We start from the raw sequence: 20868 nt of genomic DNA on the forward strand, positions 1-20868 counted from the left end.
AAGGCCGGACCCCGGGACAACGGAAAAAGCCCGGGAGAAGGAAAATCCCGTAACCCGCCCGGAAAAGCCAGCACGGGAAGGGCACGGGCGGCCCGGCGGGACACCCCGATCGCCGGGCCCCTGTCCGGCCGTCGGGCGCGGGAGCCGTCAGGATGACGCGCGCCCTCCCTCGCGACTCGGGCCGCCCCGCGCCACCTCCCGCGCCGCCGCGAGGCCCGAGTCGCGGAAGACCAGGTCCGCCGCCTCCGCCGCCCCGCACGTGGCCGGGAGCACCGTCTCGACGCCGCCCGGGAGCAGGTCGCGCGGCAGGTACCAACTCCGCAGGTCCGCCTCCGTGACGACGTCCGCGATCGCCTTGCCCGCGTGGCGGCGCAGCGTCTCGTCGAAGGGCACGTCCAGGTAGTAACTCGCCGTCGGGCCACCGTGCCCGGCGAGGAGTTCGGTCAGCATCGCGCCGTAGCGCGCGCTCGCCATGATGCCCTCGACCACGACGTGGAAGCCGTGCGCGAGGGCGTGCCGCGCGGTGAGCGCGAGGAGTTCGATGTTCGCCCCGCCCGGCACGTCCCGCTCCCGCAGCACCTCGCGCCGCAGCACGTCCTGCGCCACGAGGGCGAGTCCCCGCCCGTACCGCTCCCGCAGTCCCGCGGCGAGCGTGCTCTTCCCGCTCGCGCTGTTTCCCCGCGCCGTCACGAGGACCGGTTCCGTCATCGCGCCACCTCCCGCGCCGAACTCTCTCAGACGGGCGAACTCCCGCTCTCCTGAGGCGCGGAAACCCCCGGAACGAGCCATTCGCGAACACCTGATGAACCCTTTGCCGGGATCTGACCCGCCCATGGGAGAGCCGTCGATGATTGGTCTTGACCAAGGGTGGGGGCGGGCCTACTCTCGCCAGAGTCGGATAGTGCAACAACCTTTAATAAAGAAGCCCGCGTAAAGCTCCCGGCCCGCGAACCGGGCGAAGCGCGTGGGCCGAGCGGGACACGGCACGGGCACGGCACACGGCACGAGACACACGGCGAAGGCGGAGGACAGGGTGGGGACCAGGCTGCACACGGTGCCGGAGCCCAAGTACCGGCATCTCAAGACGGTCATCGGGGAAGCGCTCGACCACGAGTTCACGGTCGGCGAGGTGCTGCCCAACGAGCGTGAACTCGCCGCCCGTTTCGGCGTGGCCCGCGCCACGCTCCGCCAGGCGCTCGAACAACTGGAGCTGGAGGGCCGCCTCCAGCGCCGCCGCGGCGTCGGCACCACGGTCGCCCCGCCGCGCGTCGGCGTCGAGGTCGGCAGCAGCCGCGAGAACTGGCCGGGTGGCCCGTGCGACCCCTGGCAGGCCCGCGACGCGCACCGCGCCCTGCCGCCGGCCGCCGTCGCCGAACTCCTCGGCAGCGGCGAGGAGCCCGTCCACGTCCTCACCCGCGTCCGCCTCGACGAGGCCCTGCCCGTCGCGACCGAACTCCTCTACGTTCCCGCCGCCTCCGTGCCCGGGCTCAGCGCCATCGACGCCCCCGGCGGCGCCGCGCGGGCCCGCGCCGTGCTGCGCGAGCTGGGCCACCTGGATTCCGGGGGCGAGGACCGCGCCGTGGAACTCGGCTCCGCCGGGGCCGAGGACGCCCGTCGCCTCGACCGTCTCCCCGGTTCCCCCGTCCTCCTCGTCACGACCCGCTTCTTCACCGAGGGCGCCACCGCCGCCGTCTCCGTCGCGACCTACCGCGCGGACACCTGCCGCCTCACCTTCGGCAGCGACGGAGCGGGCGTCGAGATCGCCACCGAGCGCCGCGCCTCCTGAGCTCCGGGAGTTTCACGGCGGCAGGACTCGCCCGCGGGCGGTACGGGGCGCACTTCCGGCCGGTCCGGGTCACACCTCCGGCCGGTACGGGTCTCGCTTCCGGCCAGTCCGGGTACGGGGCCGCGCACACCGGGCGCGGCCCCGTAGCCGTACCACCGCGCCCTCCGGCCGCTCATCCCCGCGCCGACACCGTGCTCTCCACGGCGAAGAGTTCCTTCTCGACGTGGTCGAGCGCGAGCCGCAGCGCCCCCGTCGTGATCGCCGCCTCGCCGAGCGCGGAGAGCTCGACGCGCGGTGTCCGCAGGCAGTACTTCTCCAACCGCTGTCGCAGCGGCTCCAGTACGCCGTCGAGCCCCGACGCCCAGCCGCCGATCACGACGAGTTCGGGATCGAGCGCGAGGACGAGCGCCGCGACGTCGTGCACGAGCCTCGCGAGGAACCGGTCCACCGCCGCTCTCGCCTGGTCGTCGCCCTCGCGGGCGAGCGCGAACACCTCGGTCACCGCCCGCTCGTCGAGCGGGTGGAGCGGGCGCCCCGTCGTCGAGAGCAGCGTCTCCGGTGTCTCCTCCTGACCGAGCAGGTGCAGCGCGCCGATCTCCCCGGCGGCCCCGCCGAAGCCCCGGTGCAGCCGCCCCCCGATGAGCGAGCCCGCGCCCGGGCTCAGCCCCGCCAGGACCACGACGATGTCGTCGCTGCCGCGCGCGACTCCCTTCCAGTGCTCGGCGAGCGCTGCGGCGTTCGCGTCGTTCTCGACGAGTACGGGACAGCGGAACGACCTCCGCAGCCGCTCCCCGAGCCTGAGCCCCGTCCACTGCGGCAGCGCGGTCCCCAGGCGGATCGTGCCGTCCGCCTCGACGATCCCCGGGCTCCCGACCCCCACGGCGCGCAGCGAGTCGCGCGCGACCCCCGTCCGCCGCAGCAACTCGCCCACCGTCACGCGCAGTCGTTCGATCCGGTCGTCGGCGCCCGCCGACTCCTCGACCTCGCGCGCCGCCGTGCCCAGTTCGCGGCCCTCCAGGTCGGAGACGGTCGCCGCGACGCGGTGCGGGCCGATCTCCAGGCCGAGGAGGTGCCCCGCCTCGGCCCGGAAGCGGTACAGGCGGGCCGGGCGGCCCTGCTTGCGCGCGCCCGCGTCGGCGGCCGTCTCGACCACGAGCCCGGCCGCGGTGAGGTCGTCCACCGAGCCCTCGACGGTGGGCCGGGACAGACCGGTGAGGCGCGCGATCTCGGTGAGGGTGCGAGGCTGCCCGCCGCGCAGCGTGTCGAGTACCACGGCGGAGTTGATCCGCCGCAGCAGAGAGGGATCGCCACCGGTCAGCCGCCCCACGTCACGTCCTTCCAGCTCGCACCCTGTGTGGCCGGATCGTACAAGGCGGCGCCCCGCTCGGGGACGGGGGAGGCAGGACCGTGCGGGCCTTGTGACCTGGGGGAGGGGAAGGTCCGTACCAGGACGGTAAAGGTACGGACCAATGCGGGCGTCGTTGTCCGAAACCGCCTGCTCATCCCACGTATCCGCCCGCCCGCGAGCCCGCCCGCGAGCCCGCCCGCGAGCCCGCCCCCGGCCCTCCCCTTCAGCCCTCCTCCGCGCTCCCCGGCGCCACGAACCCCGAGTCGTACGCGAGAACGACCGCCTGCGTGCGGTCCCGCGCCCCGAGCTTCGCGAGAACCGCGCTGACATGCGTCTTCACCGTCTCCGTACCGACGACGAGCCGCGCCGCGATCTCCGCGTTCGAGAGGCCGCGCGCCATGAGCCGCAGGACCTCGCCCTCGCGCCCCGTGAGCGAGGCCCCCGCGAGCGGCACGGGGGCGGGCCCGCCGTGCCGCCCGCCGTGCTGCCCCGCGAGCCGCCGTACGGCGGCGGGGAAGAGCAGCGAGTCACCGGCGGCGACGACCCGTACCGCGTGCACGATCTCCTCCGGGCGGGCCCGTTTGAGCAGGAAGCCGTCCGCGCCCGCCCGGAGCGCCTCGTACACGTACGCGTCGTTCTCGAAGGTCGTCACGACGAGGATCTTCGGCGGCGGACCCGCCATCGCGAGCACCGCGCGCGTCGCCTCGATCCCGTCCATGAGCGGCATCCGCACGTCCATCGCCACCACATCGGGCCGCAGCGCGCGCACGAGCGGTACGACAGCCGCGCCGTCCGCCGCCTCCCCGCACACCTCCAGGTCCGGCTGCGCCCCGATCACGGCCCGCAACCCGGCGCGGACCAGTGGTTCGTCGTCGACGAGAAGCACCCGCAGCGTCATTTGCCCGTCTCCCGGAGGGCTTCCAGTGGCAGCCGCACGCGGAGCCGCCAGCGCCCGTCCCGCGCGCCCGCCGTCGCCGAGCCGCCGAGGACAGCCGCGCGTTCGCGCAGGCCGCGCAGACCGGTACCGCCGCCGGGGAAGGGCCTGGCGTCCGGCGGCAGGGGATTGGTGAAGTCCAGGGTCAGGGCCCGCGTGTCCACGGTGAACACCACCTCGACAGGGACCGGGCCCGCGTGCCGCAGCGCGTTCGTGAGGGCCTCCTGCGTCATGCGGTACGCCTCGCGCGAGACCGGTCCCGGCAGCGCGTCGAGCGCGCCGTCGACCCGTACCGTCACCTCCGCGCCCGCGGCCCGCGCCGAGGCGAACAACCGCTCCGCCCGGTCGAGCCCCGGTCGCCCGCGCGCCGCGCTGCCCGGCTCGCGCAGCACCCCGAGCACCCGCTCCAGATCCTCCAGCGCCGCCCGCCCCGTCTCCTCGATCGCCCCGAGCGCCCGCTGCGTGAACGCCGCGTCGCCCGCCGCGCGTGCCGCCCCCGCCTGGAGCACCGCGACGGTCAGCGCGTGCCCGATCGAGTCGTGCAACTCGCGTGCCAGGCGGGTGCGTTCGAGAAGTTCCTCGGTACGGGCCTCAAGGGCCGCGAGCCGCTCGGCCGGTGAGGGGCCCAGGAGCGGCACGGCGAGCCGCGCCATGACCGCCCCGGCGCCCAGCACCGCGCCGTACAAGGCGAGCAAGGGGAGCGGCGAGAGCCACGCCCACCAGTCCCGCGTCTGCGGCAGGAAGCCGAGGCCCGGGGGCACCTCGCCGCCCCACGAGATCTCCGCCAGCGTCGGCAACCACACGCACAGCATCGTCACGCCGGAGCCGAGGACCAGGCGCACCTCCAGCCACACCATCAGGCGCAGCCGCTCCCCCCACCCCGCCGAGGGCCGCTCGCCCACGTGCCCCGCCCCTTCGCCGCGCGGGAAGAGCAAGCGTGCCTGCACACCCTCCACCACGCGCATGCCCGGCACGGCACCCGCCACGAGCAGGCACAGCGCCGTCGCCGCCATCGCCGGGGCGAAACCGCCCGCGACGAAGATGAGCAGCGCCGGCAGCGCGTTCACGATCAGCAGGTGCAGCAGCCTCGTGTACGTGAGGGAGCGCGCCAGCGGACGCACGGCGGTGCGCAGCCCGCGGGCGGGGCGCGCGCGCCGCCGGGGCGCGAGGAGGACGGCGGTGGCGTTCACCCGGCCATCATCGCCCGCGCACCCGCCGGAGGGCTCCCCCGTACGGGGGAGAGGGTCCCCCTCGGCGGGGGAGGCGGCGACGGGAGCCGGGCGCGAGGCTCGGGGCATGACAGCGATCGACGTGCACGAACTCACCAAGGAGTACGGCGGGAGCCGCGTCCTGGACGGTCTCACTTTCTCCCTCGCCCCCGGCCGGGTCACCGGCTTCCTCGGCCCCAACGGCTCCGGCAAGTCCACCACGCTGCGGCTGCTGCTCGGCCTCGCCCGCCCCACCTCCGGCACCGCTCTCGTCGACGGCCGCCCGTACCCCGCGCTCACGACGCCGCTCCGCCGCGTCGGCGCCCTCCTGGACGCCGACGCCGCCCACCCCCGCCGCTCCGCACGCGACCACCTGCGGGTCCAGGCCGCGAGCAACGGCATCCCCGCGGCCCGCGCGGACGAGGTGCTCGACCGGGTCGGCCTCACCGACGTCGCCGGGCGGCGCGTCGGCACGTACTCGCTCGGTATGCGCCAGCGCCTCGGCATCGCCGCGGCGCTCCTCGGCGACCCCGAGGTGCTCGTCCTCGACGAACCCGCCAACGGCCTCGACGCCGAGGGCATGACGTGGCTGCGCGGACTGCTCCGCGCGCACGCCGACGCGGGCGGCACCGCGCTCGTCTCCAGCCACCTCATGCACGAGACCGCGCGGTACGCCGACCACCTCCTCGTCATCGGCGGTGGTGTGCTGCTGGCCGACCAGCCCCTCGGCGCCTTCCTCGCGGACCGCACCGCTCGCGTCGTCCGCTTCCGCAGCACCGACGGCGAACGCCTCGCCGAAGCGCTGCGCACGCGCGGCCACCAGGTGCTGCCCGGTGAGGAAGGGGTGTGGAGCGTGCCGGGAGCGCGGCCCGACGACGTCGGCGCGGTCGCGGCGGCCGAGGGGCTCGGCGTCCTGGAACTGCGCGCGGAGGACGCCGGGCTGGAGGACGCCTACCTCGCGCTCACCGAGGGCACCGGCGCGCACCGCGGCCGCCCGGCCACCCCGGCCAAGGGCTGACGCCCGCGCATCCGCCCGCGGCTCGCCCGCCCCGTCCCCGTACCACCCACCACCCAGGAGCCCCTCATGACGACCCCGCCGACCGCGGCCCCGCCCGCCCTTTCGCCCCTCGCCGCCGCCGTGCGCGCCGAGCGGCTGCGCATCCGTACGCTGCGCTCGCTCGTCCTCACGCTCGCCCTCGTGCCCCTCCTGACCGCCGTGACGACTTTCGCCTTCGCGAACGGCGGCAGCGACGCGGACCCGTTGTACAACGCGTTCTTCGGGGTGATGTTCGGCCAGCTCACCGCGCTCGTCCTCGGCACCCTCGTGGTGACGGGACAACTCGCGGGCGACGGCGGGGCCCACGTGCTCCTCGCCGTGCCCCGGCGAGGCCGCGCCTACGCCGCGCGACTCCTCGCCACCGCCGCGCACCTGCTGCTCGCCGGTCTTCTCGCCGGCGTCCTCACCATCCTCTGCGCGCGGCTCGCCACGGGCGACCCCGAGGTCGGTCCCGCGGACGCCACCGCCTGGCGCGCCGTCATCGGCTGCGCCCTCTACCTCACGCTCGTGGGCCTGCTCGCGACCGGCGTCGCGACGTGGCTGCGGCACGGCGTCGCGACGCTGTCGCTCACCATCGCGGTGCTCTTCCTCGTGCCGTTCGTCGTCGGTGTCACGGCGGGCGGTGCCGCCCGCTTCCTGCCCGCGACGGCGGGGCAACTCGTCCTGCGCGCCGCACCGGCGGACGGGCCGCTCGGCCCCTGGACGGGACTCGGGGTACTCGCGCTGTGGACGGCGCTCGCGGTCGGCGCGGGCTGGTGGCGGCTGCGTGCGCGCGACGTCTGAGGCCGTCGCCGGGGGGCGCCGTACGGGGGCGGGCGGCGGCCCGGTTTACTGGAACGCATGAGCGGTACGGCCCAGCACCTGGACACCATCGAGTCCCTGTGCGCCCTGCCGTTCCCGGACGCCGACTCACTTGCGGGGTACGAGAGTTCGGGCCCGAACCACCACCTCATCACGCTGCTCCTCGCGCCGGCGGGGAACGCGGCGGACACCGCGACGGCGGAGTTCGAAGACCAGTTCGAATCTGAACGTGAGGCCCTGTCGCTGCTCCTGACGGTGCGGGGCTGGGGCCCGCCCGACCGCTTCGCCCTCACCGGCGCCGCGCTCAGGGCGGCGGACGAAAGGCTCCCCGCCCCCTGGGACCTCCTCGTCCGCACCGTCCCCGACCTCCACCTGTGGCGCCGCGCGGACCGCTGGACGGGAATCGGCACCGCCCACCACGGCCCCGGACTCCCCCTCGCCCTCATCGCCTTCACGACGACGGAGGACCCGCCCTGAGGGAGAGCGTTCGGCAGACGGGAATTCGACGACAGGGCCTACGCCAGCTCCGCCGCCTCCCGCAGCCGACCGAACTCCTCCGCCATCGCCGCGAGCGACCAGTGCGCGTTGAGCCCGCTCGGGTTGGGCAGCGCCCACACCCGCGCCCCGCCCACCCGCTCCTGCTGCGGCCCGATCACGGCCTTCGGCGCGTCGAAGGCCGCGCGGTACGCGGTGATCCCGACGACAGCGAGCCACGCGGGCCCGAGCCCGGCCACCTTCGCGGCGAGCGCCGCACCGCCCGCGCGGAACTCCTGCGCACTCAGCTCCCCCGCCCGCGCCGTAGCCCGCTGGACGACATTGCTGATCCCGAGCCCGTACGACAGCAACTCGCCCTGTTCGTCCGGGCGCAGGCGACGCGGCGTGAACCCGGAGAGGTGCAGCGCGGGCCAGAAGCGGTTGCCCGGGCGGGCGAAGTGGTGGCCGCTCGCGGCCGACAGGAGACCGGGGTTGATCCCGCAGAAGAGCACGCGCAGGCCGGGGGCCACGACATCGGGGAGCAGCTTGTCCCGCGCCGCCTCCAGCTCTTCGGGGGTGAAACGCACGGCGCTCACCGCCCGGCCCGGAGGGCGGACGGTGAGCGTGGGGCAGGGCGGTTCAGAGGATCGCGCCCGGGGCGTAGCCGGCGGCCTCGGGCCGCTCGGCGACGACGGCCTCGACGCGCGCGACGACGGCGGCGACCTGGTCGCGGGCCGCGCCCGTGAAGGAGAGCGGGTCGCCCATGAGGGCCGCGAGCTGGTCACGGTCGAGCGGCAGGCGCTCGTCGGCCGCGAGCTTGTCGAGCAGGTCGTTGCGCGCGGCGCCCTTCTCGCGCATCTCCAGGGCCGTCGCGACCGCGTTCTCCTTGATCGCCTCGTGCGCCACCTCGCGCCCGACGCCGCCGCGCACCGCGCCCATGAGGACCTTGGTCGTGGCGAGGAAGGGCAGGTAGCGGTCGAGTTCGCGCGCGACGACGGCGGGGAAGGCGCCGAACTCGTCGAGCACGGTGAGGAAGGTCTCCAGGAGGCCGTCGAGCGCGAAGAACGCGTCGGGCAGCGCGACGCGCCGTACCACCGAGCACGAGACGTCGCCCTCGTTCCACTGGTCGCCCGCCAGCTCACCCGTCATCGAGGCGTAGCCGCGCAGGATCACCATGAGGCCGTTGACGCGCTCGCAGGAGCGGGTGTTCATCTTGTGCGGCATCGCGGAGGAGCCGACCTGCCCGGGCTTGAAGCCCTCGGTGACCAGCTCGTTGCCCGCCATGAGACGGATCGTCTTGGCGAGCGAGGAGGGCGCGGCGGCGAGCTGCACGAGGCTCGTGACGACCTCGTAGTCGAGCGAGCGGGGGTAGACCTGGCCGACCGAGGTGAAGACCTCGCCGAAGCCGAGGTGTGCGGCGATCCGGCGCTCCAGCTCCGCGAGCTTCTCGCCGTCGCCGCCGAGCAGGTCGAGCATGTCCTGCGCGGTGCCGACCGGGCCCTTGATGCCGCGCAGCGGGTAGCGGCGCAGCAGTTCCTCGACCCGCCCGTAGGCGACGAAGAGCTCGTCGGCGCCCGTGGCGAAGCGCTTGCCGAGCGTCGTGGCCTGCGCGGCGACGTTGTGCGAGCGCCCGGCCATGACCAGCTCGCCGTACTCACCGGCGAGCTTGCCGAGCCGCGCGAGGACAGCGACCGCGCGGTCCCTGATGAGTTCGAGCGAGAGCCGCGTCTGGAGCTGCTCGACGTTCTCGGTGAGATCGCGCGAGGTCATGCCCTTGTGCACGTGCTCGTGCCCGGCGAGGGCGTTGAACTCCTCGATGCGGGCCTTCACGTCGTGCCGGGTGACTTTCTCGCGCTCCGCGATCGAGGTGAGGTCCACGGTGTCGAGGACGCGCTCGTAGTCCTCGACCACCCCCTCGGGCACCTCGATGCCGAGGTCGCGCTGGGCGCGCAGCACGGCGATCCACAGCCGGCGCTCCAGCTTCACCTTCTGCTCGGGCGACCAGAGCTCGGCCAGCTCGGGGGAGGCGTAGCGGCCTGCCAGGACGTTGGGGATACGGGGCTTCGCAGTCACGAGGTCGCAGTCTACTTGGCGGTTCCCGCAGGTAGGCGCGCCGGTCGTCTTCGGAGGAAGCTCCAAACGCGGGGCGCGCCGCTCTCCGCCTCCGCGGCCCGCCGACCGGTCAGGAGTCCGTGCGGCGCCAGCCCGTCACGGGGCCGGGGTCCGTGGAGTCGGAGGGAGTGATCCAGAAGCCCTCGCCGTGTTCGAGGCTGAAGTGCGCCCCCGAGCGGCCGTCGCCCGAGGAGCGGCCGGTCAGGCGGCGGCCGATCCAGGGGAGCAGGTGCGCCCGCGTGAAGCTCGCGTCCGCGACCCGGCGCCGGAACCACGAGGGAGGTACGGGGGCGGGCAGCGGGCTGGTCCAGTCGTCCTCGGCCGCCAGGCCGAGCCCCTGCCAGACCGCCTCCGCGACCCTGCGGTGCCCCTCGTCGGTCAGGTGCAGGCGGTCGACGCCCCACATCCGCTGGTCGCCGAGCGCCGCCGAGCCGTAGAGATCGATGACCAACGCCCCGTGCCGGGCGGCCAGTTCGTCGATGCACGTGAACAGGGCCTCCATGCGCGGCCGGAAGCGGTCGAAGACCGGGCCCTGCCGGCCCGGGCTGCGCATGAGCACGAGTTGCTCGCAGCTCGGCGCCAGGGTCTCGACGGCCTCTTCGAGCAGCCCCCGCACCCTGCCCATGTCGCACTTGGGGCGCAGGGTGTCGTTGAGCCCGCCGACGAGGGTCACGACGTCGGCGCCCATCTTCGCGGCGGGACCGACCTGTTCGCGCACGATCTGCTCGATGAGCTTGCCGCGCACGGCGAGGTTGGCGTACCGGAATCCGGGTGTACGGGTCGCGAGGCGGGCGGCGAGCAGGTCCGCCCACCCCCGGTAGGACCCGTCGGGCAACTGGTCCGACATGCCCTCGGTGAAGCTGTCCCCGACGGCGACCAGGCTGGTGTAGGTGGCATTGATCGACATGGCGAGTGCGATCGTACCGGCCGGTACGGGGACGGGGCGAGCCCGGCGGCGGCAGGGCTCACCCCCCGTTCCGCCGCTCGGGCCGCTACCGCCCGTACCGGCCGCCTCCGCGCGCCGCTCACATCGCCACCGCCTCCGTCCCCCCGCCGATCAGCTCCCGCAGGACGTCCTCCAGCGTGACGAGGCCCACGAGCCCCTCGCCCGGGGCGGTGACCGCCGCGAGGTGGGCGCCCTCGGCGCGCAGCGCGGTCAGCGCCTCGTCGAGCGGGGTCTTGGCCGCGAGGCGGGGGAGGGGCCGCAGCTCGCGCGGGGCGAAGGGGAGGTCGGCGGGGCGCGGGCCGAGCGCGTCCTTGACGTGCAGGTAGCCCAGGGGCCGCCCGTCCGCGTCCGCGACGGGGAAGCGCGAGTACCCGGATACGGCGGCGAGCGCCACGAGCCCGTCGGGGGTCGTCCCGAGCGGGGCCGTCACGAGGCGGTCCGGCGGGATCGCCACGTCCCGTACGGGCCTGCGGCCGAGCGCCAGCGCGTCCCGCAGCCGCCGCCCGGAGCGCGCGTCGAGCAGCCCCGCCGCGTGCGCGTCGCCCACGAGACGCGCCAGCTCCTCGTCCGAGAACGCCGCCGTCACCTCGTCCCTCGGCTCGACGCGCAGCAGCCGCAGCACCCCGTTCGCCACCGCGTTCACCCCGGCGATCACCGGTCCGAGCGCCCGCGTGAGGGCCACGAGCGGCGGACCGAGCCACAGCGCCGCGCGCACGGGGTCGGCGAGCGCCACGTTCTTCGGGATCATCTCGCCGAGCAGCATGTGCAGGTACGTCGCGAGCGCGAGCGCCACGAGGAACGCGGCCGGGTGTACGAGCCCGTGCGGCAGGCCCACGGCGTCGAAGCCCGGTTCCAGGAGGTGTGCGATCGCCGGTTCGGCGACGATTCCGAGCACCAGCGTGCACAGTGTGATGCCGAGCTGCGCCGCCGCCATGAGCCCGGAGACGTGCTCCAGGCCCCACAGCACACGGCGCGCCCGCCTGTCCCCGGCCTCCGCGCGCGGCTCCACCTGCGCGCGCCGCACGGAGATGAGCGCGAACTCGGCGCCCACGAAGAAGGCGTTCGCCAGGAGCGTGGCGAGAGCGATGAGCAGTTGCGACGCGATCACCGGCTCAGCTCCTTCGTCCGCGCGTCCGGGCCCTGTGCGAGGAGACGTACGCGCCCGGCGCGACGCCCGTCGGCGCTGTCGACCCGCAGCTCCCACCCGGCGACGCGCACGGTGTCCCCGGCGCGCGGGACGCGCCCCAACTCGGCGGCGACGAGGCCGCCCAGGGTCTCGTACGGACCCTCGGGGAGGACGGGACCGAGCCCCGCGAGCCGGTCGAGGCGCAGCGAGCCCTCGGCGGCCCACACCGCGCGCCCGTCCTCGCTCCCGGCCCGTACGAGCGCGGGCCGTTCGCGCGGGTCGTGCTCGTCGCGCACGTCGCCGACGACCTCCTCGACGACGTCCTCCAGGGTGACGAGCCCGGCCGTGCCGCCGTACTCGTCGATCACGAGGGCCATCGCCCCGGCACCGCTGAGCCGGTCGAGCAGCCGGTCGACCGGCAGGGTCGCGGGGACGAGGACGGGCGCCGCGAGCAGGGCGCGGACCGGTGTCGTCGCGCGCGCGGCGGCCGGGAGCGCCAGGACGTCCTTGACGTGCACGGTGCCGCACACCTCGTCGAGCCCGTCGCCCCGGTGCACGGGGAAGCGCGAGAGGCCGGTGCGGCGGGCCGCCGTGAGGACGCGCTCGGCGGGCTCGCCGGCCGCGACGGCGACGACGTCGACGCGGGGCGTCATGACGGCGCCCGCCGTGAGCGCGCCGAGGCCGAGCGTGCGCACGAACAGCTCGGCGGTCCCCGCGGGGAGCGTGCCCGCGCGGGCCGAGTGCCGGGCGAGGGCCGCGAGTTCCCCCGGCCCGCGCGCCGACGCGATCTCCTCGGCCGGCTCCAGCCCGAGGCGGCGCACGGCGCGGTTCGCGGTCGTGTCGAGGTGCTTGATCAACGGGCGGAGCAGGAAGGAGAAGAGCCGCAGCGGACCGGCGACGGCGCGCGCGACGCGCTCCGGCGCGGAGATCGCCCAGTTCTTCGGCACGAGTTCGCCGACGACCATGAGCAACGCGGTCGAGAGCACCGTGCCGAGCACGAGCGCGAGCGCCGTGACGGCTCCGGCGGGCAGCCCGAGCGCGCCGAGCGGCGCGGCGAGCAGGGCGGCGACGGAGGGCTCGGCGAGCATCCCGATGACCAGGTTGGTCACGGTGATCCCGAGCTGCGCGCCGGAGAGCTGGAAGGTGAGCCGTCGCACGGCCGCGAGCGCGTGCCGGGCCCCGCGCTCGCCCCGCCGCACGGCGGCCTCCAGCGCCCCGCGCTCGACGGTCGTGAGGGAGAACTCGGCAGCCACGAAGACGCCGCAGACGAGAGCGAGGAGAACGGCGAGGCCGAGAAGGAGGAGTTCCGTCACCGCATTCCTCCGGAGACGAGGACGGAGACGGAGACGGGGATCGCGCGGGGGCGCGGACTGGGAGGCTCGCCCATGGGCGGACGCTCACACCTTTCGGAAGTGGTGGAGGGCCACGATTCGCGGATCGAAAAGGGCCGGTCACGCAAGAGTAAAGGATGAGCAAAGGGGAGGGGAGGGGAGGGGCGTGTCCTCTTCCGGCTCCGCGCGTTCCTCCGCCCGGAACCACGCGCGGCTCGCGCCCGGGGGCCGCGGGGAGGGGGCAGGGCGTGGACCTGATGGCGCAGGGCCGCTGCCGGCGTGGGGCTACGGGGTCCTGGTGCGGTGTCCCGGCTGCGCGTTCCGTACGGTGCGCCGCGTCGTGCGCGACGAGGGCGACGTCTACCGCGCACACGCCACGTCTGATCCCGTACGGGTACTCGCGCCGGGCGAGGAGCCGCCCGAACAGGGCTGGATCGCCCTCGTGCCCAAGCCCCTCCCCGCCTGGCACTTCGCCGACACCGAGGTCTTCCACCTCGCAGGGGGGCGCCTGGCCGGGAGGACACCACCGGGGACTACGGCGAGGCGTGGATCGCGCACGACGCCTGCTGCCTCGCCCCGCACGAGCGGCCTCCGGTGAGCAGCCCGGGTGCGGCAGCGCTGTGGCGGGCGATGCGGCTGCGCAGTGGGCGGGCGGAGCGGGGGCGGCGGGCCCGCGGCTGAGGCCACCACCCGTCACGCCGGCCCGGTCCCGGTACCCCGTCACGTCGGCCCGTCACACCCGGTCCGACGGTCCCGTCACACCGGCTTCACCCAGCGTCGCCACCGCTCCTCGCGTACGTACCCCGCCGCGCCCCACGCACCGTGCGCGCGCGTGTTCTCCTCCAGGACCATCGCGTCGACGCGGCGACCGCCCAGCGCGGCGAAACGCTCCTCCATCGCGTCGAGGAGGGCCGTCGCGATGCCCTGGCGGCGGTAGGCGGGATGGACGGCGAGGCGGTACGCGGAGCAGCGCCAGCCGTCGAAGCCCGCGATCACCGTGCCGACGAGTGTGCCGTCGCGCTCGGCGAGCAGCAGCGCCTCGGGGTCGCGGTCGAGGAGGCGGCGGACCCCGGCGGGGTCGTCGCTGATGCTCGTCCCCTCGGCGGCCTCGCGCCAGAAGGCGAGGACAGGGGCGATGTCGGCGGGCACGGCGTGACGTATGCGCGGCTCGGCAGGTGAGGTCATGCGCGGAGCCAACCAGGCGGTACGTGCGCGGGGCACCGGGGTTTCGCGATGCGGACGGCTCCGCCCCGCCCCCCGCGCCGCTCCCGTCCCGCGCTCCGGGCCGCTCCGGCTTCCGTGCTCCGGGCCGCTCCGTCCCGTACTCGGACGCCCCTCCTCGTACTTCGGGCGCGCCTCCCCGCGCCGTGGAATCCGCTCTGCCGTAGCAGGCTTCACCGCTTCGGGCGACAGTGGCGCACAGTCTCCGGAACGCGCCCCGTGCTGGTGGCAGGCTGTCGCGAACCACCGACCCGGTGCGCCGTGCGGACGCCCGGTGGAAAGGGGCAGGTTGTCATGGCCGATCACCAGGAAGCCTCCGTCACGCTGCCGAGCGACGCCGCCTCGGTCCCCGAGGCGCGCGCGTTCGTCGGCACGCTCCTCGCGGAGTGGGGACTGCCCGCGCGGGACGACTTGGCCGACGCGGTGCGCCTGATCGTCTCCGAACTCGTCACCAACGCCGTCCTGCACACGGGCGGACGATCCCCGTTCTTCACCGTCACCGTCTCGCTCGACCGTGACGAACTCCTGCGCGTCGGCGTGACCGACTCCCACCCGCGCCCCCCGCGCCGCCTCCCCGCCGCCGTCCAGCAGGACAACGGGCGCGGTCTCGCGATCATCCGCTTCCTCGCGGCGGAGAACGGCGGCAGGCTCTCGGTGGTCCCGACGCCGCAGGGCGGCAAGACGGTCCTGGTCGCGCTGCCCTGGCGACCGGCGCGCGCGGCTGCCGTGCCGGAGGGCTGAGCCCCCGCCACGAGCCCGCCCCACGAGCCGGGGGCTCAAGGCCTCAGGCTCATGAACCCGCGCGCGCCCGCCGCTTACCGCACGCGTCCGTACGAGACCCGCTTCGACCAGATCTTTTCGAGCTTGACCACGTCTCCCGTCTTGGGGGCGTGCCAGATCTTGTTCTTCCCGGCGTAGATGCCCACGTGGTAGACGCCGCCGCCGGAGCGGAAGAACACCAGGTCGCCCTTGGTGCGCTTCCCGGCCGAGACGTGCCGGGTCCGGTTGTACTGCGCCTGCGCGGTACGGGGCAGGGACTTGCCCGCCTTCTTGAACGAATAGAGCGTCAGGCCCGAGCAGTCGAAGCGATGCGGGCCCGTCGCGCCCCAGCGGTAGGGGGCGCCCTTCTTGGACGCCGCGACCTTGAGCGCCTTCGCGGAGATCCGGACCGCCGCCGAGGCCTCTCCGGAGGCGCCGGGGACGAGGACGGTGCCGCCCACGGCGGCGAGGGTGAGGACCGATACCGCGCCGGTCCGGGAGAGCAGGACGGGAACTCGATTGCGCACCAGCATGCGTAACCCTTCGTCAACCGCCTGTGAAGGATGACCTGTCGGGTTCGGACTGGCGAAGATGCCCGGCCGCTCACGCGGCTTCACCCCAAGGACCGGCGCCCGTTTCCGGGCCCGGACCGCCGTGCTCGGGTCCTCCACTCCCGCCGATCCACTCCGTGTCGACCTGGCGTCCGGGCGGCGGACGGGACTCGGCGTCCGCCCGGACCGCCCCGCCGCGGCGGCGGGGGCTTGTCGTCGGGAGCGATCTTGACGCACGACACCGCCGGATACCGAATGAAAACCGGCTTATGTGAGCTTAGTCACCCGTATGGCGATTGGGTGGCGAAAGTCCGTCAGGTGCGGGGCCATTTGGGCGGGACGAGCCGTCGACCAGCGCTGACGCCCTGCGCGCGGGGCGGATCGCGGACCGCGGGGGCAACCGCGGGCGACGTGGCGCCGACTCGGGCGTACGTCATTGGGGGGTCCTCCGTTCGGCCGTCGCGCGTCGCGCTACGGACACGAATGGTCGCGGAGCGCATGCATGTGAAGGGTTACGAAGGGTTATGCGCCGTCCGGCGCGGACTTCACGCCCCGCGTGCACCGCGAACGGCCCGCGCGGGCGCGCCCGCGCGGCGCCAACGGCCGCGCGGCGCCAACGGCCGCGCGGCGCTACCGGCCGCCCAGCGGGCGCGCGGCTGCTCAGTGTGCCCGTCCGCTCAGCGTTCCGGCCCCGCTCAGCGTTCCCGCCCGCCGTCTCCCGCGCTCCCGTTGCCCGCGTCGGCCGCCCCGGCGGGCGGCACCGCGACGCGCCCCGCCCGGCGTTCGCCGTCCAGGACGCGCAAGGCCCGCTCCAGCGTGGCCCGGTGCAGCTCGGTCTCGCCGCGCGCGTGCATCAGCGCCAGCGCGTCCCGCAGTCGCGTCACCTCGGTGACGAGCGCCTGGGCGGCGCGCAGGGCGGCGTACGTGTCGTCGCCGCGCGCGGGATTGACCCGCCCGAGCAGCTCGGCGGTGGCGAGGTAGTGGTCGACGAGTTCGCCCTCGGCGCGGGTCAGCGCGGGCAGCGGCGGGAGTTCGGGCGGCAGCACGCGCTCACCTGGTCCCGGAGTGCGGGGCGCGCCGGTCGGCGAGGGCGTCGACGATCCCGTACGCCTGTGCCTCCGCCGCCGTCAGGACGAGATCGCGTTCCATGTCCTCGTGCACCCGCTCCCGCGTTCGTCCGGTGTGCTGCGCGAGGAGCCGTTCCGTCGTGCGGCGTTCGCGCGCCAACTCCTCGGCCCACACCGCCAGATCGCTCGGCTGCCCTCGCATCGCCTCGGGCAGCTCGGGCTGTCGCAGCACGATCCGCGCCCCCGGCAGGGCCGCACGTTTGCCGGGAGCCCCGGAGGCGAGCAGGACCGCGCCCACGGAGACGGCCTGCCCGAGGCAGTACGTCGCGACGTCGCACGCCAGGTGCCGCATGGTGTCGTACACGGCGGTCAGCGCGGTGAAGCTGCCGCCCGGGCAGTTGAGATAGAGGGAGATGTCCTGGTCGGGGGCCGTGTACTCCAGGTGCATGAGCTGTACCACCAGATCCGCCGCCGCCGTGTCGTCGAGCGGCGTGCCGAGGAACACGATCCGACCTTCCAGGAGCCGGGAGTACGGGTCAAGAGTGCGGGTCCCGTAGCTGGTGAGCTCGGTGAACTCGGGGAGGACGTGGCGGGCGAAGGGGGACCGGTCGATGGACGGCAAGGCAGTGCCTCCTGGGCTGCGTTCAAAATGTACGTCCTGTAAATTCTGTACAGAACGTACGTGAGTCTGTGTCAGCTGCGGGGCCTCGCGCAACAAGGACGCACGGATTACGCCGACAGCGAGAGCGGTCGCGCGATTTAAGGTGGATGCCATGGTTTACGAGATCCCGGTGACGCGAGCCCGCGCCGAGCTGGCCGACCTGATCAACCGGGTCGTCTACGGCGAGGAACGCGTCGTCGTCACCCGCCACGGCAAACCCCTCGCCGCCCTCGTCTCGGCGGCCGACCTCGACCGCCTCGCGGCCCTCGACGCCCAGGAGGCCGCCGAAGTGGCGCGGCCCGCCGCCTCCCTCGGCAGCGTCACCTCACTGCCCGAACCCCCACCCCCCGCGGACCCCTTCCGCTTCGGCATCGCGGCCGAACACCGCCCACCGGGGCAGCCGCACTGACGCCCGCGCCCCCTCCGCTGCGCACCCAGAAGCCGTACGGGTTCCGCCCGAGTCGGAAGCGCGCCCGGCCCGCCACGCGTACGGCCTCCCCGAAGCGACGCGCGAGGTGCGCCGGTTCGTGCGCGTCGCTCGCGAAGGCGAGGGCGCGCCCGCCCTCCTGGCGCCACCAGCCGAGTACGGGCGGGCTGATCCGCGTACCGTGCCGAGACCTTGGTGAAGCCCTCGGCGGTGGGCGCGGAGTGCACGGAGGCGAGGACGCGCGCGAAAACGCCCGCGAGGAGCAGGCCCGTCGCCCGGACCGCGTGCCAGGGCGGTTCGCTCAGCTTGGCCCTGGTCAGGACGCGGCCCCGGAAACCGCGACCGGCACCGCTCGACGTGAACGCCACCGAAGGCAGGCCGAGCACCCCGCCCGTATACGGACCCGACCGCCCCCGCCGCGACCGCGCACCTCCCGGCCCCCGCGCCCGTCGCCTCGCTTAACGCGCCTGAAACCGTTCGCGGTTAGCCTCGGCTTCGCCACGCCGGGGCAAGCCCCGGCAGGACGAGTGGAAGGTGGAACGCGCGTGCAACTCACCCCGCACGAGCAGGAACGGCTGCTGATCCATGTGGCCGCCGACGTGGCGCGCAGGCGGCGGGAGCGGGGGCTCAGGCTCAACCACCCCGAAGCCGTCGCCCTCATCACCTCGCACCTGCTCGAAGGGGCGCGCGACGGCCGTACGGTCGCCGAACTCATGGTCTCGGGACGCGAAGTGCTCACGCGCGCCGATGTCATGGACGGCATCCCCGAGCTGATCCGCGAGGTGCAGGTCGAGGCGACCTTCCCCGACGGCACCAAGCTCGTCACCGTCCACGAGCCGATCGTCTGAACCACCGGGCGGCCGTCCGAGCCGGCCGTCCGAGCCGGTCGCCCGAGCCGGTCGCCCGAGTCCGTCGTCCGAGCCCGTCGTCCCCAGGGGGAGGCCCCGCGTGATTCCCGGAGAGATCCTGTACGCCGAGGAGCCCGTCGCCTACAACGAGGGCCGTGAGGTCACCGTGGTGACCGTCCTCAACCGCGCCGACCGGCCCGTCCAGGTCGGCTCGCACTACCACTTCGCCGAGGCGAACCCGGGCCTCGATTTCGACCGTGCGGCCGCGCACGGCAAGCGGCTGCACATCCCCGCCGGGACGGCCGTCCGCTTCGAGCCCGGCATCCCCGCCGAGGTCGCGCTCGTCCCGCTCGCGGGCGCCCGCTTCGTCGCGGGCCTGCGCGGCGAGACGGCGGGCCCGCTCGACGCCCGTACCCCCACCGCCGTCCAGGACGAGGGAGCCATCCGTGACGACACCTGAGCCGAGCCCCCGCGCCCACGCGCTCGCGCGGCCCGCGTACGCCGACCTCTACGGGCCCACGACCGGGGACCGTATCCGTCTCGCCGACACCGACCTCCTCGTCGAGATCGAGGAGGACCGCTGCGGCGGCCCCGGGCGCGCGGGCGAGGAGGCGGTCTTCGGCGGCGGCAAGGTCATCCGCGAGTCGATGGGCCAGTCCCGCGCGAGCCGCGCGGACGGCACCCCCGACACCGTCGTCACGGGCGCCGTCGTCCTCGACCACTGGGGCGTCGTCAAGGCCGACGTGGGGATCAGGGACGGCCGTGTCGTCGCGCTCGGCAAGGCCGGGAACCCCGACACGATGGACGGCGTGCACCCGGACCTCGTCATCGGCCCCGAGACGGAGATCATCGCGGGCAACGGGAAGATCCTCACCGCCGGCGGCATCGACACCCACGTGCACTTCATCTCGCCGGGGCTCGTGGACGAGGCGATCGGCTCGGGCATCACCACGATGGTCGGCGGCGGTACGGGCCCGGCCGAGGGCACGAAGGCCACCACCATCACACCGGGTTCCTGGCACCTGGCCCGCATGTTCGAGGCCCTGGAGCACAGTCCGGTCAACCTCGGCTTCCTCGGCAAGGGCAACACCACCTCGTACGCCTCGATGCGCGACCAACTGCGCGCGGGAGCCGTCGGGTTCAAGATCCACGAGGACTGGGGCGCGACCCCCGCCGTCATCGACGCCTGCCTCGACGTGTGCGAGGAGTCCGGCGCGCAGCTCGCCATCCACACCGACACGCTCAACGAGGCCGGTTTCGTCGGTGACACCTTCGCCGCCGTACGCGGGCGCACCCTGCACGCCTTCCACGTCGAGGGGGCGGGCGGCGGCCACGCGCCCGACATGATCACGGCCGTCTCGCTCCCGCACATCCTGCCCAGCTCCACCAACCCGACCCGCCCGCACACCGTCAACACCGTCGAGGAACACCTCGACATGCTCATGGTGTGCCACCACCTCAACCCGGCGGTCCCCGAGGACCTCGCCTTCGCCGAGTCCCGCATCCGCCCCTCGACGATCGCCGCCGAGGACATCCTCCACGACCTCGGCGCCATCTCGATCATGTCCTCGGACTCCCAGGCCATGGGCCGCGTCGGCGAGGTCGTCCTGCGGACGTGGCAGACCGCGCACGTCATGAAGCGGCGGCGCGGCAGCCTCCCGGGCGACGGGCGCGCCGACAACCTGCGCGCGCGGCGGTACGTGGCGAAGTACACGATCAACGCGGCGCTCGCGCAGGGCCTCGACGCCGAGGTCGGCTCCGTCGAGCCGGGCAAGCTCGCCGATCTCGTGCTGTGGGACCCGGCGTTCTTCGGCGTGAAACCCCAACTCGTCCTCAAGGGCGGGCAGATCGCCTGGGCCCAGATGGGCGACGCCAACGCCTCCATCCCCACGCCCCAACCCGTCCTGCCCCGCCCCATGTTCGGTGCCATGGGCGCCGCACCCGCCGGGCTCTCACTCAACTTCGTCACCCAGGCCGCACTTGACGACGCTCTTCCCGAACGCCTCGGTCTGCGACGGAAATTCACCGCTATCCGCTCGACCCGCGGCCTCGGCAAGGCGGACATGCGGCTCAACGACGCGCTGCCCCGCGTCGAGGTCGCGCCCGACAGCTTCGCCGTGACGATCGACGGGGAACTCGTCGAACCGGAACCGGTCTCTGAACTGCCCATGGCACAGCGGTACTTCCTGTTCTGATCGCCCCGCCCCGCAC

The 20868-nt window shown here is 74.4% G+C and carries 23 protein-coding genes and 1 riboswitch; of the genes, 10 read left to right on the top strand and 13 right to left on the bottom strand.

The window, feature by feature from the left end:
- Window positions 1-147: 147 nt before the first annotated feature.
- Window positions 148-708, bottom strand: coding sequence for an AAA family ATPase (locus ACIP4O_RS15905; protein WP_401575037.1), 561 nt, complete (start codon window positions 706-708; stop codon window positions 148-150).
- A gap of 325 nt (window positions 709-1033) precedes the next feature.
- Between ACIP4O_RS15905 and ACIP4O_RS15910 the strand changes: the two genes are divergently transcribed.
- Window positions 1034-1786: a GntR family transcriptional regulator gene (locus ACIP4O_RS15910; RefSeq protein ID WP_401575038.1), complete on the top strand. Its 753-nt coding sequence runs from the start codon at window positions 1034-1036 to the stop codon at window positions 1784-1786.
- Between the two features lie 172 nt (window positions 1787-1958).
- Here the strand turns inward: ACIP4O_RS15910 and ACIP4O_RS15915 are convergent, their stop codons facing one another.
- The 3 genes from ACIP4O_RS15915 to ACIP4O_RS15925 all read right to left on the bottom strand — a co-directional run bounded on the left by ACIP4O_RS15915 (window position 1959) and on the right by ACIP4O_RS15925 (window position 5258).
- Window positions 1959-3113 carry an ROK family transcriptional regulator gene (locus ACIP4O_RS15915; protein WP_401575039.1) on the bottom strand — a complete coding sequence of 385 codons (1155 nt, stop codon included), beginning with the start codon at window positions 3111-3113 and terminating at the stop codon, window positions 1959-1961.
- A gap of 244 nt (window positions 3114-3357) precedes the next feature.
- Window positions 3358-4032 carry a response regulator gene (locus ACIP4O_RS15920; RefSeq protein WP_401575040.1) on the bottom strand — a complete coding sequence of 225 codons (675 nt, stop codon included), beginning with the start codon at window positions 4030-4032 and terminating at the stop codon, window positions 3358-3360.
- A complete protein-coding gene (locus tag ACIP4O_RS15925; protein WP_401575041.1) occupies window positions 4029-5258 on the bottom strand; it encodes a sensor histidine kinase in 1230 nt (409 codons plus the stop codon). The genes ACIP4O_RS15920 and ACIP4O_RS15925 overlap by 4 nt, the downstream gene beginning before the upstream one ends.
- 106 nt (window positions 5259-5364) lie before the next feature.
- Here ACIP4O_RS15925 and ACIP4O_RS15930 point away from each other — a divergent pair, with 106 nt between their 5' ends.
- The 3 genes from ACIP4O_RS15930 to ACIP4O_RS15940 all read left to right on the top strand — a co-directional run bounded on the left by ACIP4O_RS15930 (window position 5365) and on the right by ACIP4O_RS15940 (window position 7611).
- Window positions 5365-6294: an ATP-binding cassette domain-containing protein gene (locus tag ACIP4O_RS15930; RefSeq protein ID WP_401575042.1), complete on the top strand. Its 930-nt coding sequence runs from the start codon at window positions 5365-5367 to the stop codon at window positions 6292-6294.
- Window positions 6295-6360: 66 nt separating this feature from the next.
- Window positions 6361-7116: an ABC transporter permease gene (locus ACIP4O_RS15935; RefSeq protein WP_401575043.1), complete on the top strand. Its 756-nt coding sequence runs from the start codon at window positions 6361-6363 to the stop codon at window positions 7114-7116.
- Between the two features lie 57 nt (window positions 7117-7173).
- Window positions 7174-7611, top strand: a complete 438-nt coding sequence (locus ACIP4O_RS15940; RefSeq protein WP_401575044.1) for a hypothetical protein — start codon at window positions 7174-7176, stop codon at window positions 7609-7611.
- 38 nt (window positions 7612-7649) lie between these two features.
- Here the strand turns inward: ACIP4O_RS15940 and mug are convergent, their stop codons facing one another.
- From mug to ACIP4O_RS15965, 5 genes are all read right to left on the bottom strand, one after another.
- A complete protein-coding gene (mug, locus tag ACIP4O_RS15945; RefSeq protein ID WP_401575045.1) occupies window positions 7650-8195 on the bottom strand; it encodes a G/U mismatch-specific DNA glycosylase in 546 nt (181 codons plus the stop codon).
- Window positions 8196-8247: 52 nt separating this feature from the next.
- Complete coding sequence (gene purB / locus ACIP4O_RS15950) at window positions 8248-9681, bottom strand: adenylosuccinate lyase (protein WP_401575046.1); 1434 nt, start codon at window positions 9679-9681, stop codon at window positions 8248-8250.
- Window positions 9682-9790: 109 nt separating this feature from the next.
- The gene (locus ACIP4O_RS15955; RefSeq protein ID WP_401575047.1) at window positions 9791-10627 is read right to left on the bottom strand and encodes an SGNH/GDSL hydrolase family protein; all 837 of its coding nucleotides are present in this window, start codon (window positions 10625-10627) and stop codon (window positions 9791-9793) included.
- 118 nt (window positions 10628-10745) lie between these two features.
- Window positions 10746-11774 carry a hemolysin family protein gene (locus ACIP4O_RS15960; RefSeq protein ID WP_401575048.1) on the bottom strand — a complete coding sequence of 343 codons (1029 nt, stop codon included), beginning with the start codon at window positions 11772-11774 and terminating at the stop codon, window positions 10746-10748.
- Complete coding sequence (locus ACIP4O_RS15965; RefSeq protein ID WP_401575050.1) at window positions 11771-13105, bottom strand: hemolysin family protein; 1335 nt, start codon at window positions 13103-13105, stop codon at window positions 11771-11773. Before ACIP4O_RS15965 ends, ACIP4O_RS15960 begins: the two co-directional genes overlap by 4 nt.
- 358 nt (window positions 13106-13463) lie before the next feature.
- Here ACIP4O_RS15965 and ACIP4O_RS15970 point away from each other — a divergent pair, with 358 nt between their 5' ends.
- The gene (locus ACIP4O_RS15970; protein ID WP_401575051.1) at window positions 13464-13721 is read left to right on the top strand and encodes a hypothetical protein; all 258 of its coding nucleotides are present in this window, start codon (window positions 13464-13466) and stop codon (window positions 13719-13721) included.
- Window positions 13722-13879: 158 nt separating this feature from the next.
- On the opposite strand, the gene ACIP4O_RS15975 is transcribed toward ACIP4O_RS15970, so the two are convergent.
- Window positions 13880-14308 carry a GNAT family N-acetyltransferase gene (locus ACIP4O_RS15975; RefSeq protein WP_361334086.1) on the bottom strand — a complete coding sequence of 143 codons (429 nt, stop codon included), beginning with the start codon at window positions 14306-14308 and terminating at the stop codon, window positions 13880-13882.
- Window positions 14309-14638: 330 nt separating this feature from the next.
- On the opposite strand from ACIP4O_RS15975, the gene ACIP4O_RS15980 reads away from it, so the two are divergent.
- Window positions 14639-15085: an ATP-binding protein gene (locus ACIP4O_RS15980; protein ID WP_401575052.1), complete on the top strand. Its 447-nt coding sequence runs from the start codon at window positions 14639-14641 to the stop codon at window positions 15083-15085.
- 74 nt (window positions 15086-15159) lie between these two features.
- On the opposite strand, the gene ACIP4O_RS15985 is transcribed toward ACIP4O_RS15980, so the two are convergent.
- The 3 genes from ACIP4O_RS15985 to ACIP4O_RS15995 form a co-directional block, all read right to left on the bottom strand.
- Window positions 15160-15636 carry a C40 family peptidase gene (locus ACIP4O_RS15985; RefSeq protein ID WP_361334079.1) on the bottom strand — a complete coding sequence of 159 codons (477 nt, stop codon included), beginning with the start codon at window positions 15634-15636 and terminating at the stop codon, window positions 15160-15162.
- A gap of 3 nt (window positions 15637-15639) precedes the next feature.
- Window positions 15640-15840, bottom strand: a riboswitch (cyclic di-AMP (ydaO/yuaA leader).
- Between the two features lie 509 nt (window positions 15841-16349).
- Window positions 16350-16700, bottom strand: a complete 351-nt coding sequence (locus tag ACIP4O_RS15990) for a hypothetical protein (RefSeq protein ID WP_401575053.1) — start codon at window positions 16698-16700, stop codon at window positions 16350-16352.
- A 4-nt stretch (window positions 16701-16704) separates the two neighbouring features.
- Complete coding sequence (locus ACIP4O_RS15995; protein ID WP_401575054.1) at window positions 16705-17343, bottom strand: ClpP family protease; 639 nt, start codon at window positions 17341-17343, stop codon at window positions 16705-16707.
- A gap of 151 nt (window positions 17344-17494) precedes the next feature.
- Between ACIP4O_RS15995 and ACIP4O_RS16000 the strand changes: the two genes are divergently transcribed.
- From ACIP4O_RS16000 to ACIP4O_RS16015, 4 genes are all read left to right on the top strand, one after another.
- A complete protein-coding gene (locus ACIP4O_RS16000; protein WP_401575055.1) occupies window positions 17495-17791 on the top strand; it encodes a type II toxin-antitoxin system Phd/YefM family antitoxin in 297 nt (98 codons plus the stop codon).
- Between the two features lie 563 nt (window positions 17792-18354).
- Window positions 18355-18657 carry an urease subunit gamma gene (locus ACIP4O_RS16005; RefSeq protein ID WP_361334072.1) on the top strand — a complete coding sequence of 101 codons (303 nt, stop codon included), beginning with the start codon at window positions 18355-18357 and terminating at the stop codon, window positions 18655-18657.
- A gap of 100 nt (window positions 18658-18757) precedes the next feature.
- Window positions 18758-19117 (top strand): urease subunit beta, encoded by a 360-nt coding sequence (locus ACIP4O_RS16010; RefSeq protein WP_401575056.1) that lies wholly within the window; start codon window positions 18758-18760, stop codon window positions 19115-19117.
- Window positions 19104-20852, top strand: coding sequence for an urease subunit alpha (locus tag ACIP4O_RS16015; RefSeq protein WP_361334066.1), 1749 nt, complete (start codon window positions 19104-19106; stop codon window positions 20850-20852). The genes ACIP4O_RS16010 and ACIP4O_RS16015 overlap by 14 nt, the downstream gene beginning before the upstream one ends.
- Window positions 20853-20868 lie beyond the last annotated feature (16 nt).

Source organism: Streptomyces sp. NPDC088923 (assembly GCF_044749745.1).
Classification (GTDB): Bacteria; Actinomycetota; Actinomycetes; order Streptomycetales; family Streptomycetaceae; genus Streptomyces.